The 16,821-nt window shown below is 72.2% G+C and carries 15 protein-coding genes; 10 read left to right on the top strand and 5 right to left on the bottom strand.

Annotated elements, in window-relative coordinates; translation table 11 throughout:
- Positions 1-444 (top strand): cbb3-type cytochrome c oxidase subunit I (locus ACIRU3_RS20075; protein ID WP_404057940.1); only part of this gene is annotated, 444 nt, incomplete at its 5' end.
- Positions 441-791, top strand: coding sequence for a hypothetical protein (locus ACIRU3_RS20080; RefSeq protein ID WP_404057942.1), 351 nt, complete (start codon positions 441-443; stop codon positions 789-791). The genes ACIRU3_RS20075 and ACIRU3_RS20080, both read left to right, overlap by 4 nt.
- Before the next feature lie 9 nt (positions 792-800).
- Here the strand turns inward: ACIRU3_RS20080 and ACIRU3_RS20085 are convergent, their stop codons facing one another.
- Positions 801-923 (bottom strand): hypothetical protein, encoded by a 123-nt coding sequence (locus ACIRU3_RS20085; RefSeq protein WP_404057944.1) that lies wholly within the window; start codon positions 921-923, stop codon positions 801-803.
- Positions 924-1,016: 93 nt separating this feature from the next.
- Here ACIRU3_RS20085 and ACIRU3_RS20090 point away from each other — a divergent pair, with 93 nt between their 5' ends.
- Positions 1,017-2,246, top strand: a complete 1,230-nt coding sequence (locus ACIRU3_RS20090; protein ID WP_404058453.1) for a glycosyltransferase — start codon at positions 1,017-1,019, stop codon at positions 2,244-2,246.
- A gap of 27 nt (positions 2,247-2,273) precedes the next feature.
- Here ACIRU3_RS20090 and ACIRU3_RS20095 read toward each other — a convergent pair whose 3' ends face one another.
- Together ACIRU3_RS20095 and ACIRU3_RS20100 are read right to left on the bottom strand one after the other, a co-directional pair.
- Positions 2,274-3,299, bottom strand: coding sequence for an alcohol dehydrogenase catalytic domain-containing protein (locus tag ACIRU3_RS20095; protein ID WP_404057946.1), 1,026 nt, complete (start codon positions 3,297-3,299; stop codon positions 2,274-2,276).
- Positions 3,300-3,444: 145 nt separating this feature from the next.
- Entirely contained in the window at positions 3,445-4,107 is a 663-nt protein-coding gene (locus ACIRU3_RS20100; RefSeq protein WP_404057948.1) for a TetR/AcrR family transcriptional regulator, read from the bottom strand.
- A 139-nt stretch (positions 4,108-4,246) separates the two neighbouring features.
- Between ACIRU3_RS20100 and ACIRU3_RS20105 the strand changes: the two genes are divergently transcribed.
- Entirely contained in the window at positions 4,247-5,506 is a 1,260-nt protein-coding gene (locus tag ACIRU3_RS20105) for a YncE family protein (protein ID WP_404057949.1), read from the top strand.
- Between the two features lie 57 nt (positions 5,507-5,563).
- On the opposite strand, the gene ACIRU3_RS20110 is transcribed toward ACIRU3_RS20105, so the two are convergent.
- Both ACIRU3_RS20110 and ACIRU3_RS20115 read right to left on the bottom strand, forming a co-directional pair.
- Complete coding sequence (locus tag ACIRU3_RS20110) at positions 5,564-7,420, bottom strand: endoglycosylceramidase (protein ID WP_404057951.1); 1,857 nt, start codon at positions 7,418-7,420, stop codon at positions 5,564-5,566.
- Positions 7,421-7,503: 83 nt separating this feature from the next.
- Entirely contained in the window at positions 7,504-9,474 is a 1,971-nt protein-coding gene (locus ACIRU3_RS20115) for a GTP-binding protein (protein ID WP_404057953.1), read from the bottom strand.
- Positions 9,475-9,772: 298 nt separating this feature from the next.
- Here ACIRU3_RS20115 and ACIRU3_RS20120 point away from each other — a divergent pair, with 298 nt between their 5' ends.
- Genes ACIRU3_RS20120 through ACIRU3_RS20145 form a run of 6 tightly spaced genes read left to right on the top strand, consistent with a single transcriptional unit; the run spans position 9,773 to position 16,805 of the window.
- Entirely contained in the window at positions 9,773-10,255 is a 483-nt protein-coding gene (locus ACIRU3_RS20120) for a (2Fe-2S)-binding protein (RefSeq protein ID WP_404057955.1), read from the top strand.
- The gene (locus ACIRU3_RS20125; protein ID WP_404057957.1) at positions 10,252-12,747 is read left to right on the top strand and encodes a molybdopterin cofactor-binding domain-containing protein; all 2,496 of its coding nucleotides are present in this window, start codon (positions 10,252-10,254) and stop codon (positions 12,745-12,747) included. The genes ACIRU3_RS20120 and ACIRU3_RS20125 overlap by 4 nt, the downstream gene beginning before the upstream one ends.
- Complete coding sequence (locus ACIRU3_RS20130; RefSeq protein WP_404057959.1) at positions 12,744-13,598, top strand: FAD binding domain-containing protein; 855 nt, start codon at positions 12,744-12,746, stop codon at positions 13,596-13,598. Before ACIRU3_RS20125 ends, ACIRU3_RS20130 begins: the two co-directional genes overlap by 4 nt.
- A 15-nt stretch (positions 13,599-13,613) precedes the next feature.
- Positions 13,614-14,489 carry an AAA family ATPase gene (locus tag ACIRU3_RS20135; RefSeq protein ID WP_404057961.1) on the top strand — a complete coding sequence of 292 codons (876 nt, stop codon included), beginning with the start codon at positions 13,614-13,616 and terminating at the stop codon, positions 14,487-14,489.
- A 5-nt stretch (positions 14,490-14,494) separates the two neighbouring features.
- Positions 14,495-15,706 (top strand): VWA domain-containing protein, encoded by a 1,212-nt coding sequence (locus ACIRU3_RS20140; RefSeq protein WP_404057963.1) that lies wholly within the window; start codon positions 14,495-14,497, stop codon positions 15,704-15,706.
- Complete coding sequence (locus tag ACIRU3_RS20145; protein WP_404057965.1) at positions 15,699-16,805, top strand: XdhC family protein; 1,107 nt, start codon at positions 15,699-15,701, stop codon at positions 16,803-16,805. Before ACIRU3_RS20140 ends, ACIRU3_RS20145 begins: the two co-directional genes overlap by 8 nt.
- The last annotated feature ends 16 nt before the right edge of the window (positions 16,806-16,821 follow it).

Raw genomic sequence — 16,821 nt, forward strand, 5'->3', positions numbered from 1 at the left:
TTCCACTTCTGGTGGCCGAAGATGACGGGCAAGATGCTGGACGAGCGCCTCGGCAAGATCACCTTCTGGACGCTGTTCGTCGGCTTCCACGGCACGTTCCTCGTCCAGCACTGGCTGGGTGCGAACGGTATGCAGCGCCGGATCCCCGACTATCTGGCGGTCGAGGGGCTCACCACGCTCAACACGGTCTCGACGATCTTCTCGTTCCTGCTGGGCGCCTCCATGCTCCCGTTCTTCTACAACGTCTGGAAGACCGCCAAGTACGGCGAACGGATCGAGGCCGACGACCCCTGGGGCTACGGCCGTTCGCTGGAGTGGGCGACGTCCTGCCCGCCGCCCCGGCACAACTTCCGTTCCCTGCCCAAGGTCCGCAGCGAGTCCCCGGCGTTCGACCTGCACCATCCTCAGGTGGCCGGCAGGGAGCTGGAGTCGAGCGCGCGATGAACGCCGGCGGGAACCGCACGCCCGACGAGCGGGTGCTCGTCCAGGAGATCGAGGGGCACCTGCTGCTCGCCGCCGCCCGGGAGGAGGGTCGCACGGCGGCGGCCCGTGTCGCCTCCCGCCTCGGCTGGCTCACCGACACCGAGCGCGACGACCTGGAGCGGCACTTCGAGACGGAGTACCTGGCGCTGGCCCGTGCCTCGTGGCGGCGCACCGCCGAACGCGCCGAGGAGCTGCGGCACACGTACGAGACCAGGTACCGGGCGCTGCGGCAGCGGCTGGTGGCCTGGTGCGTGCTGGGCGGTGCCGTGCTGGCGGCGACGAGCCTGCTGGTGCTCGCCGCCGCCTAGGCAGCGGTGTCAGGTGCGGGACCACTTCTGGTTGTTCTGGCCGTTGCAGTCCCGGTTGACGGCCTCGGTGCCGTTGGCGGTGCCGAGGTCGTAGGGGTCGAGGCACTTGTCGCCGTGGGCCGACGGCTTCACGCCCGTTGCATCCGTCGACTTCACCCGGGCGTGGGTTGTCGGACCTGCGCGGGCCGTCCTCCCGCCATACTGGACGTCGTGCGGATTGCGATCATGACGGCGGGATCACGGGGCGATGTGGCTCCCTACACCGGCCTGGGGCACCGGCTCGGCCGTGCCGGGCACGAGGTCACCCTGGTCACGCACGGCTGCTTCGAGCCGCTGCTGGCGGGCTCCGGGGTGCGCTTCCACGCGCTGCCGCTCGACCCGCGCGCGGAGCTGGAGTCCCCGCAGGGCCGGGGACTGCACCGCAGCGCCAGCGGCACCGGAAAGCTGGTGCGGGTGGTCGAGCTGGCCCGGCGGCTGGTCGGCCGGATGACCGACGACCTGGTGGCGGCGGCGCGGGAGAGCGACGTGCTGCTGCTGTCGGCCTCGCTCGCGCCGCTCGGGCATGCAGTCGCCGAGGGACTGCGGCTGCCGAGCATGGGCCTCTATCTTCAACCGCTTGCCCCCACCCGGGAGTTTGCCCCGCCGGTGCTCGGTGGCGGCTCCTTCGGGACATCGGGCAACCGGCTCACCGGGCACGGTGTGAACCTCGCCGTGGAACATGTCTTCGCGGCCACCGTGCCCGCGGTCCGCGCCCGCCTCGGGCTGCCCCCGCTCCGCAGCGGCGCCGCGCGTCGCGCCAGGGAGCGGCGGCTCTGGCCGGTGCACCACGGCTTCAGCCCGCTGGTGGTGCCCCGGCCCCGGGACTGGCGGCCGGGCCTCGGCGTGTGCGGCTACTGGTGGCCGTACGACACCCAGAGCCGACTTCCGGCAGAACTGGACGAGTTCATCGAGGCGGGTCCGCCGCCGGTGTTCGTGGGGCTGGGCAGCGCCACCGTGCCGGACGCCGGCCGGCTGAGCGCACAGGTCGTGGCGGCGCTGCGCCGGGCCGGGCTGCGCGGGGTGATCCAGCGCGGCTGGGGCGGGCTCGCGGCGGACGGCGACGACATGCTGACCATCGGCGAGGTGCCGCACTCGGTGCTGTTCCCGAGGATGGCGGCCGTGGTCCACCACGCCGGGGCGGGCACGACCGCGGCGGGACTGCGCGCCGGGGTGCCGGCCGTGCCGGTCCCGATCCAGTTCGACGAGGGGTTCTGGTCCGCCCGGCTCGTGTCGCTGGGCGTCGCCCCGAACGCCGTGCCGCTGCGCCGGCTGACCGCCGACGCCCTGTCCACGGCGCTGCTCCGGGCCACACGCGAACCGTCGTACGGCGCCCGGGCCCGCGCGCTGGGCGCGCGGATCCGGGCGGAGGACGGGGTGACACCGGTACTGGACGCGGTGAACGCGCTGGGCGGCTGACCCTCAGTGGCCTGAGCACCATCCGGATCAGTGGTCGGTGAGCACCATCCGGAAGCGGGCCTTGCCGGCGAGCATCTTCTGGTAGGCCTCGCCGGCGTGCTCCAGCGGTGCGTGCTCGGTCATCGGGCGGATGCCGTGCAGGGCGCTGAACGCCATGGTGTCCTCCACGTCCTGCGAGGTCCCGGCCGGGTGGCCGCGCACGACGCGCCCGCTCATGAGCAGCTGGGCCGGGTTGATGCCGAGCGGCACGGTGTCCGCTCCGATGACCACCAGCTCCCCGCGGGGGGCCAGGCCGTCCACGGTGGCCGTGATCGCGTCGGAGTTTCCGGCGGTGGCCAGGACGGCCTTGGCGCCGCCGAGGGACTGCAGGGCCTCGGCGACCGGGGTGCCGGAGGTGCTGTCGATGTAGTGGTGGGCGCCGAGCTGCTTGGCGAGGTCGGCCTTCTCGGGGCCGCGGGCGATCCCCACGGTCTCGAAGCCCATCGCGACCGCGTACTGCACTCCGAGGTGGCCGAGGCCGCCGAGGCCGAGCACGGCCACCAGGTCTCCCGGTCCGGCGGAGCTGCGCCGCAGCCCGTTGAACGTGGTCACGCCCGCGCAGGCCATGGGCCCGGCGTCGCTCGCCGCCAGCCCGACGGGGATGCGGGCCAGCGCGTCGGCGGGTGCGATCACCTTCTCGGCGAATCCTCCGTCGTACGCCCACCCCGGGACCGTCAGGTTCGGGCACACCATGAAGTCGCCCTCACGGCAGGGCGTGCAGTGCCCGCAGCTGCCGCCGAACCAGCCGACCGCCACACGGTCGCCGACCTGCCAGCCACGTTCCAGCACGCCCTGGCCCAGCTCCTCGACATGTCCGGCGATCTCGTGCCCGGGCACCTCCGGGAACGACACGCCCGGTAGTGCGCCGCTCACGAAGAGCGCGTCACTGTGGCAGATCCCGCACGCCTCGACGGCGATCCTCACCTGACCGAAACCCGGCTGCGGCACCTCTCGCTCGGCGAGTTCGAACGTGCCGTCCGGGGCGGTCACCTGCGCGACTCGATAGGTACTCATCTGCGTCTCTCCGGAGAACGGGTGACAATGCCCCTCGCTCCAGCACACCAGCTCCGGGCCGATCGCGCGCGTCGAACCTCCCGGTGCCCCGATGACCTGGTCCGACACCCCCGCCGGAGCAGCGGCCGACCGCTGACGACCTCGGTCACCCGGCTTCGGGACGCCAGCCTTCGGGTCGCAGGATGCCGAGCAGTTGACGGACGAGTTCGTCGACGACCTCGTCCGGGCTCGCGTCCACCCAGCCGGCGCTCCAGTCGTGCAGCAGACCGTTGACGCTGCCGATGAAGGCCGTGGCGGCGAGGCGGTAGTCGCGCGGCGCCGCCTCCCCGCGGGCCACCGCCGCGTCGGCCTCGGTGCGGATCAGGTCGACCCACCGGGCGCGGCGGGCGAGCCGCTGTTCCTCCAGGCGCGGGCTGACGCCGATGATCTCCACGAAGGTGATGCGCATGCGGCGCGGGTCGGAGGTGACGTCGCGGGCGTAGGCGCGGAACAGCACGGCCACCCGTTCCGCCAGCGGCAGCCCCTCCGCCGCCGTCAGCGCGTCCAGCACGGCCTGCTCCGCCCAGCCGTTCACCTCCAGGTGCAGCGCGGCGAGGACGTCCTCCAGGGTGCGGAACTCCTCGTAGAACTGGCGGGTGGACAGGCCCGCGGCCTGGCTCAGCGCGGCGACCGTGGTCCCTCGGAAGCCGGGGCTGTCGCCGAACAACCGCAGCGCCGCGTCCAGGAAACGGCGCCGCCGCTCCGCCTGCCGTTCCTCGGCGGTCTTGCCGCCGTAGCGGCCCGTCGGTGCCTTGAGCCTCCCTGTCACGCTTCCCCCCTCCGTCACCCACCGGTGGCCCAATCTTGTCGTGCACACATCTTGTCGAGAAGCCCGCCCCCTCCTTACTTTTCAGTAAGTTCACTGTGAAAGCGCCCGTGTTCAGACTTTCCGAGGAAAGAGAGCAGTCATGCCTGCCTCCAGAACCAGGCACCTTTGCACCGTTGCCGCCGCCCTCGCCCTGACCGCCGTCGGCCCGGCGACCGCCGCCTCGGCGGCCCCGGCCGCGTCCGACGCCGCCGGCCTGCGCGAGGTGCTGTTCGTGGGCAACAACTGGGACGGCACCGCCGATGTCATCAAGTCCTCCGGGGACTTCGCGAAGGTCGGCCGTATCAGCGTCGTCCCGGACCAGGACCAGCGGATGGCGGAGATCAACGCGGACCCCGTCAAGTGGATCTACTTCATGGCGATCCGCAACAGCGTCGGGGAGGGACACGACCAGTTCGCCGACGACATGTACTCCACGCCCGACGGGAAGTCGGTCGTGGTCTCCCGCCCGAGCTTCGCGGACGTCGTCTCGATCGACCTGGCCACCGGAAAGGTCAACTGGCGTTTCGCGGTGTCCGGTTACCGTGCCGACCACATGGCGGTCTCGCCGGACGGCACCCGGGTGGCGGTCTCCGCCTCGACCGCGAACACCGTGCACGTGCTGGACATCGGCACCGGCAAGCAGCTGGGGTCGTTCGCGACCGGCGACAAGCCGCACGAGAACATCTTCACCAGGGACGGCAAGTACATCTGGAACATGGCCATCGGGGACGTCAACACCGCCCTGGACGACCCGGTCTGGGACTGGACGAAGGGCGACCGGCACATCACGGTCGTGGACGCGACGACGTACAAGCAGGTCAAGGTCATCGACATGCGCCAGCGGCTGGACGCGATCGGACTGAAGAACTACTCGGACGCCGTGCGTCCGGCCGTCTTCTCGCCCGACGAGTCGAAGCTGTACTTCCAGGTGTCGTTCTTCAACGGGTTCCTGGAGTACGACGTCGCGACCGACAAGATCACCCGGGTGAAGACGCTGCCGAAGAACCCGGCGACCAGCGAGGACCGCACCACCTGGGTCAACGACTCGCGCCACCACGGCATTGCGATGAGCCCCGACGGCGCCGAACTGTGTGTCGCGGGCACCATGGACGACTACGCCACGGTGGTCGACCGCGCCACCCTCCAGGAGGGCCCGCTGGTCACCGCGTCCAAGCCGTACTGGGCCACGGTCAGCGGCGACGGCAAGGACTGCATCGTCTCCGAGAGCGGCGCGGACCAGGTCACGGCGATCGACTTCGCCACCGGGCGGAAGGTGACGTCGATCCCGGTCGGCGACCATCCGCAGCGCGTGCGGCTCGGGCACGTCCAGACCGACTGGACCGGTCCGGGCGGGAGTTGAGCGGACCGCCCACGGCCTCCGGGGTTGCGCCACGCACCCCCGGAGGCCGTACGGCTGTCAGAAGTGCGCCGTCGCCCACGCTGCCAGCTCGGACCTCGCCGCGGTCAGCAGGTCCGCCGAGGGTGCCGTCGCCCCGTTGGTGACCAGGGCGTAGTGCAGGACCCCGGAGTCCGTGTCGGTGAGCAGCAGCCGGCGGCTTCCGGTGCCACCCGGTTCGGGGGCCACCCCGACCGGGGTCGAGGCGGTGTGGGCCGGCGGCGCGTGGACCGTGCCGAGGTCGGAGACGACGGTGGTCGCCGAGGCGGGGAAGGAGGCCGGCAGGTGCAGTTCGGTGGGTGCGGTGCCGCCGCCGGAGCGCCAGACCAGCAGCCCGTACTGGCCCGGGCCCACCAGCCGTGCCACGTTCGGGAGTGAACCCGGCACGGGGTTCCAGGTCAGGGTGGTCGAGCCGTCCCGGGAGCGGTCCTCGTAGGTGAAGGCGAGGGCCGAGCCGGCGGTGGCGCTCGGGTAGATCCGGTCGAGCAGGCGGGCGTCCTGGCGGAGGACCACGTTTCCGGAGTCGTCGAGCCTGACGGCCGAGAGGTCCTCGTCGTTCCAGCCGTCGGCGGAGGTGACGACCTTGTCCGGGTTGCCGTTCATCAGCTCGTGGTGGCGACCGTTGTAGAGGTCCCACTGCCACTGCGAGCCGGACAGCGCCGGGCCGGAGGCGGCCGGGCCGGTCCACCATCTCGCGCCGGGGAGACGGGAGTCGAGCGCCTGGTACATCGCCTTGAGCACGGTGGGCGCCTTGTCGGACACCGTGCCGGACAGCGGGTGCCCGTACTCACTGACCACGGCCGCGGTCCCGGCGGCCGAGGCGCGGTCGCGGACGGCTGAGAAGTCGGGGGTGTACTGGCCGTCCGCCGCCTTGCCCCACATCAGGATGCCGGAGATGGCCTTCTGGTCGTAGAAGTGGGTGTTGAAGACGTAGCGGGAGCCGAGCGTGCCCGCGTCCAGCAGTCCGCCCTCTTGCTTCTGGGTGGAGATGTTCGCGTTCCAGAAGAGGTTGGGCTCGACGAGGGCGGGTTTGTCCTGCCAGCCGGCGGCGTCCATGCGGGCGCGGAACTTCACATAGAACGGCCAGAGCAGGTCGCGTTCCCAGGTGCGGGAGGTCTGGCCGGAGTCGTAGCTGCCCGCGTACGGCTCGTTGTAGGGGTCGAAGCCGACGAGGCTCGCGAACTCGCTGTCGCCGAGGTGCTGCCGGAGGTAGGTGAGGGCCGCCTGGGCCGTGTCCAGGAAGGCGTCCTGCAGACCGTGGGCGTTGTGCCAGAAGTCGTACTGCGCCTTCTGCACGGCCGCGTTCTGGGTGATGTTCTGCCCCCAGAAGAGGCAGATCCCGCAGTACTCCCTGGGATAACTTCCGGTGTCCACCGCCCACTTGGGCGCTCCGTCGCCCGAGTACCAGCTGCCGCTGTTGAACAGGTGGCGGGAGTAGAGGTCCTGGTGGAAGTCGGGGTAGACCCGGATGCCCGCGTCCAGGAAGGCGCGCATCTGCTCGGTTGCCGCGGCCAGGTAGCCGGTGTCCACCAGACCGCGCACCGGTTCGGCGTGCGCCCAGGAGAGCAGGAAGCGGACCGCGTTGCCGCCGCCGAGGGCGCGCAGCGCGGTCGCCGACCTGCGGGCGTCGGCGACCGAGGCGAAGGGCAGACCGCCGTTCTCCTCCAGTTTGGTCTCGCCGGACACGTTGTAGCCGCGCAGCACGATCTCGCGGTCCTGGCCGTCCGTGAAGCGGCCGTTCTGGACGGTGAGCGGGGTGCCGTCGAACCAGAGGGAATCGGCGGGTGAGGCGGCGGTGGCGGGCGGGGCGCCCGCCACCGTCAGGAATCCGCAGAGGACGACCAGCACAAGTAGCAGACGCGCCCTGATAGTCGGCATGTACACCACAGTCCGGGGGAGCCCGGGACAGCGTCAATACTGCTGACTCAGAAGTAAGTTGACTCTCAGTCAGTTCGACTGCCTCAGTCGCCCACTCTGCGGGTCACGTTCAGCAGGTACTCCTTCCGGTCGAGCGGGTTGTGGTCGGTACGCGGCCGCTCGGGGAGCGGGCCACGGCTGACCGGTGCGTAGTGGTCGAATACCGTCTCCAGCTCGCCCTCGCCCCGGGTCAGCCCCGGCAGCCGCTGCTCCAGTTCATGGACCCGCGCGGCGGGCACTGCCCCCTCCAGGACACCGGACGCACCCTGTGCCCCGGTGGTCTCCGGTACCGCGCCCAGCCGGGCGAGCACCGGCAGCAGGGTGCCCAGCGTGTCCGCCGGGGCCTCGATGCGGAACCGGTGCATCGGCTCGTGCACCAGGGTGCCCGCCCGGCGCAGCGCCTCGGTCAGGACGAGCGGGGTCAGGCCCCGGAAGTCGTATCCGGTGCTCGACATGCTCTTGTCGAAGCCCTGGTGGGCGTGGCTCTGCCGGGGCGAGTAGCCGGAGTGGGTCATGGTGACGACACAGTCGGGGACCTGCCAGCCGTGCAGCCCCTGGCCGAGGGTCTCGCGGACCGTCTCCTCGACGGCCTTGAAGAAGGCGTACGGCATGGAGCCCAGCTCCACCTCCAGACGGAACTCCACGCCCGAGCCGGGCGGCGCGGGATCGACGCGCAGGCCGACGGTGGCGAGGAAGGGATTGGAATCCTTCTTGTTGAATTCCACGGCCTGTCCGGTGCCGGCAGGTCGCTCGATGCACAGGGTGGTGGTCTCCCGGAAGGAGACGGCGAGGCCGTACTCGTCGGCGAGGGTGGCCTGGACGACCTCCTTCTGGACCTCGCCGTAGAGGGACACGGACGTCTCCCTGCGCAGCTCGTCGTGGCGGACGCCGATCAGCGGGTCCTGTTCGGCCAGCTGAGTGAGGGCGAGGTGCAGGGACCGCCGGTCGGTGCCGGGCCCCGGGACGACGACGGTCTCCAGGGTGGGCGGCGCGAAGTAGTGCTCGTACGGCCGCCCCGGCGCGCCGAGCACGTCACCGATCCGGATGCCGCCGAGGCCCCACACCTTGGCGATCCGCCCTGCGCCGACGGCGTCCTGCCGGATGTCCGTGCCCCGTTCGAAGACGGCGAGCGCGGTGATCCTGCCCTTCTCGCGGCCTTCGCCGAACGGGATCCGGTCGCGCACACGCAGGGCGCCGGAGAAGATCCGCGCGTAGGCGATCTTCTCCCCCGCCGGGCCCCGTTCGACCTTGAACACCGTGCCGGACAGCGGGCCGTCCGGGTCGCCGTCGGCGGTGGGCAGCAGCCGTTCGACCCCGGTGATCAGTTCGGCCACGCCGGCGCCGGTGACGGCCGAGCCGAAGTAGGCCGGGTGGACCCGGGCCTGCCGGGTCTGGGCGGCGAGAGCGGCCCGGAGGCGCTCGTCGCGGACGCCGCCGTTCACATAGGCGGTGAGCAGGTCGTCGTCGTGATCCGCGAGGGCGTCCAGGGCGGAGGGGCCGAGGCCGGGGACGAAGCGGGCGCCACGGGTGCCGAGCGCGGTGGCCGCCCCCATGGGGACCAGCGGCACAGCCAGCCTGCGGGCCATCTCCCGCAGCACGGCCTCGTCGCGGGCGCCCCGGCGGTCGATCTTGTTGACGAAGACGAGGGTGGGGATGCGCAGCCGGCGCAGGGTCCGCATGAGCACCCTGGTCTGCGCCTGGACTCCCTCGACGGCCGAGACGACCAGGACCGCGCCGTCCAGCACGCCGAGCACCCGCTCCACCTCGGCGATGAAGTCCGGGTGACCGGGGGTGTCGATGAGGTTGACCGTCACCGAGTCCAGCGGGAACGACACGACCGCCGACTTGATGGTGATGCCGCGCTGCCGCTCCAGCGCGAGGGTGTCCGTCCGGGTGCTGCCGTCGTCGACGCTGCCGATCTCGTCGGTGACTCCGGCCGCGTGCAGCAGTCGTTCGGTCAGGCTGGTCTTACCTGCGTCTACGTGCGCGAGAATGCCAAGATTGAGCAGATGCACTGAGCGTGATGTCCTTCGGCATGGGTGGGATTCCTTCCTGGGTGGACATGCACGCAGCGCGCATCTCTGGTCCTCTCTGTGTGACGTCGGGTGAGGAGCAGTGCAGCAGGGCAGCCCCGGCGACGGCAATGGATTAACGCTCAACAAAAGGCCGCCGCAGCACTCGCCGCCTCCCTGGCGCGGCCCTAGAGTGACCTACATCACGCCAGTCCGACTGATTTCCACCGCTTTCCTCGCGCAATCCCCTCGCTTTCCCCTGGCTTTCCCCTCGCTCCTGCCCACACGGTCTGGAGGGCACATGACCCACATCAAGGTGAACGTGGACGGCACGACGTACGAGGACGACGTGGAACCCCGTCTCCTCCTGGCCCACTACCTGCGTGACCGCCTCGGCCTGACCGGCACCCCGATCGGCTGCGACACCTCGAACTGCGGGGCGTGCACGGTCGACCTGGACGGGGCGACCGTCAAGAGCTGCTCGGTGCTGGCCGTACAGGCGGACGGGAGCGAGGTGACCACCGTCCAGGGACTGGCCGTGAACGGCGAGTGGACGGCGCTGCAGAACGCCTTCCACGAGCGGCACGGGCTGCAGTGCGGCTACTGCACCCCCGGGATGATCATGGCGGCGCGCGATCTGTTGCGCGAGAACCCGCACCCCACCTCCGACGAGGTCCGGCAGGGCCTGGAGGGCAACCTCTGCCGGTGCACCGGCTACCAGAACATCGTCCGCGCGGTGCTCGCCGCCTCCGGGCAACAGGTCGCCGAGGAGGCCACGGCATGACCGATCAGGCCGTTGAACACGAGGTCGGCCGCGCCCGCCTGCGCAAGGAGGACGCCCACCTGATCACGGGCCAGACCAACTGGACCGACAACATCCAGGTCGCCGGGCTGCTGCACCTGGCCGTCCTGCGCAGCCCCATGGCCCACGCCCGGATCACCCGGGTCGACGTCTCCGGCGCCCTCGAACGACCCGGTGTCGTCGCGGCGTTCAGCGGCGCCGACCTCGCCGAGGGGCTGGGCTCGCTGCCCTGCGCCTGGCCGGTGACCGAGGACATCGTGCTGCCCGACCACCCGCCCGTCGCCGTCGACGAGGTGCGCCACGCCGGCGACCCGGTGGCGGTCGTGGTGGCCCGCGACCGGTACGCGGCCGCCGACGCGCTGGAGGCGGTCGAGGTCGACTACGACCCGCTGCCTGCGGTCCTGGACCTGGAGGCAGCGCTGGCCGACGGCGCCCCGCTGGTCCACGCCGACAAGGGCACCAACCGCTGCTACACCTGGCCGCTCGCCACCGGAGAGAGCTTCGACTCGGTCCGGCAGCGCGCCGAGGTGACCCTGAAGCGCCGCTACCACCAGCAGCGGCTGATCCCCAACGCCATCGAGCCGCGCGCGGTGGTCGTCACCCCGCTCGCCGCCTCCGGCGAGTACACCGTCTACTCGGCGACGCAGATCCCGCACATCCTGCGGATCATGCTGGCGACGGTCACCGGCGTCCCCGAGCACAAGCTCCGGGTGATCGCCCCGGACGTGGGCGGCGGCTTCGGCTCCAAGCTCCAGGTGTACGGCGAGGAGGCCCTCGCGCTCGCGGTCGCGCGCCGGCTGGGACGCCCGGTGAAGTGGACCGAGTCCCGCTCCGAGGGCTACCTCGCCACCCATCACGGCCGCGGCATGATCCAGGACATCGAGGTCGCCGCCACGCGTGAGGGAAAGCTGCTCGGCCTGAAGGTCGACCTCCTCGCCGACATGGGCGCCTACCTGATGCTCGTCACCCCGGGCATCCCGATCCTCGGCGCCTTCATGTACCCGGCGATCTACAAGATGGACGCCTACGAGTTCACCTGCACCGGCGTCTTCACCACCCGCACCCCCACCGACGCCTACCGCGGCGCCGGACGCCCCGAGGCGACGTTCGCCATCGAGCGGATCATGGACGAGCTGGCCGCCGAACTCGGCCTGGACCCGGTCGAGTTGCGGCGGCGGAACTGGATCCGTCACGAGGAGTTCCCGTACACCACGATCGCCGGGCTGACCTACGACAGCGGCAACTACGAGGCGGCCACCGAGAAGGCCCTCGCCCTGTTCGGCTACGACGGCCTGCGCGCCGAGCAGCACAGGCGCAACGAGCGCGGCGACCCCGTACGCCTCGGCATCGGCGTGTCGACGTACACCGAGATGTGCGGCCTCGCGCCGAGCCGGGTGCTCAGGGACCTGCGCTACGCGGCCGGCGGCTGGGAGGCGGCGAGCATCCGCATGCTGCCCACCGGCAAGGTCGAGGTGGTCACCGGCACCAGTCCGCACGGGCAGAGTCACGAGACCTGCTGGAGCCAGATCGCCGCCGACGTGCTCGGCGTGCCCTTCGAGGACGTCGAGGTGCTGCACGGCGACACCAAAGCGGCACCGCAGGGCATGGACACCTACGGCTCGCGATCCCTGGTCGTCGGCGGCGAGGCCGTGCACCGGGCGGCGACGAAGGTGGTGGAGAAGGCGCGAAAGGTCGCCGCTCACCTGCTGGAGGCCAGCGAGCAGGACCTGGAGTTCACGAACGGCGTGTTCTGCGTGAAGGGCTCCCCGGAGGCACGGAAGACCATTCAGGAGATCGCCTTCGAGACGTTCACCTCGCACGACCTGCCCGACGGCATCGAGCCGTCCATCAACGCCGAGACCCTGGTCGACCCGGAGAACTTCTCCTATCCGCACGGCACCCATCTGTGCGCGGTCGAGGTCGACACCGAGACGGGCGCGACGCGCATCCGGTCGTACGTCTGCGTCGACGACGTGGGCCGCGTCGTCAACCCGATGATCGTCGAGGGGCAGGTGCACGGCGGGCTCGCCCAGGGCATCGCACAGGCGCTGTACGAGGAGGCCGTCTACGACGACGAGGGCAATCTCGTCTCCGGCACCATGGCCGACTACCTCGTGCCCTCGGCGGCGGACCTGCCGGACTTCGTGACCGGGCGGACCGAGACGCCGGCGTCGTCGAACTCCATGGGGGTCAAGGGAGTCGGGGAGGCCGGAACGATCGCGTCGACACCCGCCGTCGTGAACGCCGTGGTGGACGCGCTCAGGCCGCTCGGTGTGCAGGACGTGCGGATGCCGTGCTCACCCCACCGGGTGTGGCAGACCATTCGGGCGGCACGCTCGGGTGCGGCCGAGGAGCCCGGCGGGACGGGTCCGGCGCAGTCCGGGCAGTCGGGGCAGGCGGCCCGGTCCGGCGACATCGGTCAGTACGGCGAGCCCGGTCGGCCGGGGCAGCCGGGGACGGAGGGTCCGGCATGATTCCTCCCACGTTCGAGTACACCCGTCCGGGCAGTGTGGACGAGGCGGTGCGCGCGCTCGCCGACGCGGGCGAGGAAGCGAAGGTACTGGCCGGCGGGCAGAGCCTGCTGCCGCTGCTCAGGCTGCGGCTGGCCTTCCCTGACATGGTCGTGGACGTCGGCCGGATCCCCGAGCTGCGCGGGGTCCGCGAGGACGGCGGCAGCCTGGTCGTCGGAGCCATGACCACGCACCACGAGGTGGTCCACGACCCGCTGGTGCGCCGGTACGCCGGTCTGCTGGCGGAGGCGACGGCCACGGTGGCCGATCCGGCCGTGCGGCACCGGGGCACCCTCGGTGGCTCGCTCGCGCACGCCGATCCGGCCGGTGACCTGCCCGCCGTGGCCCTGGCCCTGGACGCCGAACTGGTCGTCGCCGGTCCCGGCGGACGGCGCACGATTGCGGCGCGCGAGTTCTTCGTCGACTACCTGCAGTCCGCGCTGGCGCCCGACGAGCTGCTGGTGGAGGTGCGGATCCCGAAGACGGACGGCTGGGACTTCCACTACGAGAAGTTCCATCCGGTCGCCCAGTCCTGGGCCATCGTCGGGGTCGCGGCCCTGGTGCGGCGCGAGGACGGGCACATCGCCGAGGCCCGCATCGGACTCACCAACATGGGCTCCACCCCGCTGCGGGCCGCTGCGGCCGAGCAGGCGCTGTCCGGCGCCGACGGTCCCGAGGCCGTCGCACGGGCCGCCGGATCGGCGGCCGAGGGCACCCGGCCGTCGCAGGACCTGTCCGCCTCGCCCGAGTACCGGGAGCACCTCGCACGGGTGCTGACCGGACGGGCGGTGCTGACCGCCACCGGAATGGGGTGAGCGCCGATCACCCGGATGGACGACCCGGAGCAGGTACGGGCGCGGCTGGAGGAGACGGGCTACCTCGTCGACGAAGGGCTGGCCGTCACCTGCTTCCTGGCCGTGAAGCTGCACCGGCCGCTGTTCTGCGAGGGCGACGCGGGCGTCGGCAAGACCGCGCTCGCCGCCGCCCTCGGGCAGGCGCTCGGCGCGCCGTTGATCCGGCTGCAGTGCCACGAGGGCATCGACGCCTCGCAGGCCCTGTACGACTGGGACTTCCCGCGCCAGTTGCTGCATCTGAGGGCCGCCGAAGCCGCCGGCGTGCAGGACGCGGACCGCCTGGAGAGCGAGCTGTACGACCGGCGCTTCCTCATCGCCCGGCCGCTGCTGCTGGCGTTGCAGACACGGCGGTCGGTGCTGCTGGTCGACGAGATCGACCGGGCCGACGACGAGTTCGAGGCGTTCCTGCTGGAGTTGCTGTCCGAGTACTCCGTCACGATCCCGGAGCTGGGGACGCTGCGGGCCGAGGTGCCGCCGGTGGTCGTGCTGACCTCGAACCGCACCCGGGAGGTGCACGACGCGCTGAAGCGGCGCTGCCTGTACCACTGGTTCGACCACCCTTCCTTCGTCCGTGAACTGGCCATCGTGCGGCGCCGGTTGCCGCAGGTGTCCGCGCGCCTGGCCGAGCAGGTCACGGCACTGGTGCAGGCCCTGCGGGGTGCGGACCTGCTCAAGCCGCCGGGAGTGGCCGAGACGATCGACTGGGCGCAGGCCCTGGACGCGCTGGGGGCGAGCGAGGTGGACGCCGAACTGGCACTGGCGACGCTGGGGTCGGTGCTGAAGTACCGGGAGGACACCGAGCGGGCGCGGGGGCTCGACCTCACGGCGGTGCTGGCGGACCGGGGAGCGTGATCGGCATGGCGGGAGCGGGACGCGAGGCGGGCGACGAGGGCCGGGAGATCCGGCCGCCGGCCGCCGATGCCGTGCTGGTCGGCTTCGTACGCGCGCTGCGGGCGGCCGGCGTCGACGCGAGCACCGAGCGGGTGTACGCCTTCCTGCGCGCCGTGGATGTGCTGCGGCCCGGGATGCGGGCGGACGTGTACTGGGCGGGGCGGGCGACGCTGTGCGGCGGACACGACGACCTGGAGCGGTACGACAGGGTGTTCGGCGCGTACTTCGGTCCGGCCGGCGAGCCGGCCCGGCAGCCGGTGCGGGCCGCTCCCCCGCCCCGGCTGAGGCTCGTCGTACGGGACGCGCCGGCCGGCTCCCGGGCCCCTGGGGACGGCGAGCCGTCGGGGCCGCCCACCGCCACGCTCGCCAGCTCCGCCGAGGTGCTGCGCCGTCGCGACGTCGGCGAGCTGGACGCGGCCGAGCGCGCCCAGCTCAACCGGCTGCTTGCGGCGTTCGCGCTGCGCGGGCAGACCCGGCGCTCGGCGCGGCGGCGGCCCGCCCGGCGCGGTGACGTCGATCCACGACGGACCGTACGGGAACTGCTGCGGCGCGGCGGGGAACCGGCCCGGCTGCGGCGGCACGCGCGCGTGCCGCGTCCCCGCCGGGTCGTCCTGCTCGTCGATGTCAGCGGCTCGATGGCGCCGTACGCGGACGCGCTGCTGCGGTTCGCGCACGCTGCCGTGCGCGGCGGCCGTACGGAGGTGTTCACGATGAGCACCCGGCTGACCCGGGTAACCCGCGAGCTCTCGCACCGCGACCCCGACCTGGCGATGGCGGCTCTCGCGGCCGCCGTACCCGACTGGCGCGGCGGTACCCGGCTGGGCGAGCTGCTGCGCGAGTTCCTCAATCGCTGGGGCCAGCGGGGCATGGCACGCGGCGCGGTCGTCGTCCTGCTCTCCGACGGCTGGGAACGCGACGATCCGGACCTGCTCGGGACGCAGATGCGCCGTCTGCACGGTCTGGCCCACCGGGTGATCTGGGCCAACCCGCGCAAGGCGCGCCCCGGCTACGCGCCGTTGGCCGCCGGGATGGCGGCGGCGCTGCCCAGCGTGGACGACTTCGTCGAGGGGCACAGCCTGGCGGCGCTGGAGCGGCTGGCGGCGGTGGTGCGCGGGGCGGAGGCTGCCGACCGGGTCGCCAGGGCGGAGACCGGCCTGAGAGGAGCGGATCGTGCGTGAGATTCTGCCGGCGCTGAACCGCTGGTACGCGGCTCACGTCCCCTTCGGGCTCGCCACGGTCGTCGCGGTCAGCCGCAGCGCCCCGCGCGGTCCTGGCGCGGCGATGGCCGTCGGTCCGGACGACGAGGTCCTGGGGAGTGTGTCCGGGGGCTGTGTCGAGGGCGCGGTCTTCGAGCTGGCCCAGGAGGTGGTGAGGAGCGGTGAGGCGCGGCTGGAGACCTTCGGCTACAGCGACGAGGACGCCTTCGCCGTCGGACTGACCTGCGGCGGCGAGATCACCCTGCTGGTGCGGCCGGTCACGCCCGGCACGGATCCGGTGTTCGGGGCGGTCGCCCAGTCGGTCGCGGACGGGGAGCCGGTGATCGTGGCGACGGTGGTCGACGGCCCGGCACCGCGTGGGGCCACCCTCGCCGTCTGGCCGCGGACCGCCGCCGGCGGGCTGGGCTCGACGGGCCTGGACGCCGCCGTGGCCGCCGACGCGCGCGGCGAACTCGCCCTCGGCGCCACGGGGCTGAGGCACTACGGGCCGGACGGGGAGCGGCGCGAGGACTCCGTCACGGTGTTCCTGCAGTCCTTCGCTCCGCCGCCCCGGATGCTGGTGTTCGGCGCGATCGACTACGCGGCCGCGGTGGCCCGCATCGGCGACTTCCTCGGCTACCGGGTCACCGTGTGCGACGCCCGCCCGGTCTTCGCCACGCCCAAGCGCTTTCCGGCGGGCGTCGAGGTCGTCGTGGACTGGCCGCACCGCTATCTGCGGGGTACGGAGACCGACGAGCGCACGGTGATCTGCGTCCTCACGCACGACCCGAAGTTCGACGTGCCGCTGCTGCGGGAGGCGCTGCGGCGGCCGGCCGCGTACATCGGGGCGATGGGCAGCCGCCGCACCCATGACGAACGCAGAAAGAGGCTGACCGAGGAGGGGGTCGCGGAGGCCGAGATGGCCCGGCTGCGCTCGCCCCTCGGACTGGACCTCGGGGCCCGCACGCCCGAGGAGGTCGCCGTGTCCGTGGCCGGAGAGATCGTCGCGCTGCGGTGGGGCGGCAGCGGTGCGCCCCTGAGCGCGACCGCCGGGGCCATCCACCGGCCCGTCACCGCCTGAGCGCGAGGAGGAAGTC

The sequence above is a fragment of the Streptomyces sp. NPDC101151 genome (assembly GCF_044768335.1).
Lineage (GTDB): Bacteria > Actinomycetota > Actinomycetes > Streptomycetales > Streptomycetaceae > Streptomyces.

Bases quoted from the DNA above. Each gene is read 5' to 3' on its own strand.
- ACIRU3_RS20090 (WP_404058453.1), top strand. From the start codon at position 1,017: ATGACGGCGGGATCACGGGGCGATGTGGCTCCCTACACCGGCCTGGGG.
- ACIRU3_RS20110 (WP_404057951.1), bottom strand. From the start codon at position 7,420: ATGCCGACTATCAGGGCGCGTCTGCTACTTGTGCTGGTCGTCCTCTGC.
- ACIRU3_RS20080 (WP_404057942.1), top strand. From the start codon at position 441: ATGAACGCCGGCGGGAACCGCACGCCCGACGAGCGGGTGCTCGTCCAG.
- ACIRU3_RS20120 (WP_404057955.1), top strand. From the start codon at position 9,773: ATGACCCACATCAAGGTGAACGTGGACGGCACGACGTACGAGGACGAC.
- ACIRU3_RS20140 (WP_404057963.1), top strand. From the start codon at position 14,495: ATGGCGGGAGCGGGACGCGAGGCGGGCGACGAGGGCCGGGAGATCCGG.
- ACIRU3_RS20130 (WP_404057959.1), top strand. From the start codon at position 12,744: ATGATTCCTCCCACGTTCGAGTACACCCGTCCGGGCAGTGTGGACGAG.
- ACIRU3_RS20095 (WP_404057946.1), bottom strand. From the start codon at position 3,299: ATGAGTACCTATCGAGTCGCGCAGGTGACCGCCCCGGACGGCACGTTC.
- ACIRU3_RS20125 (WP_404057957.1), top strand. From the start codon at position 10,252: ATGACCGATCAGGCCGTTGAACACGAGGTCGGCCGCGCCCGCCTGCGC.
- ACIRU3_RS20135 (WP_404057961.1), top strand. From the start codon at position 13,614: ATGGACGACCCGGAGCAGGTACGGGCGCGGCTGGAGGAGACGGGCTAC.
- ACIRU3_RS20105 (WP_404057949.1), top strand. From the start codon at position 4,247: ATGCCTGCCTCCAGAACCAGGCACCTTTGCACCGTTGCCGCCGCCCTC.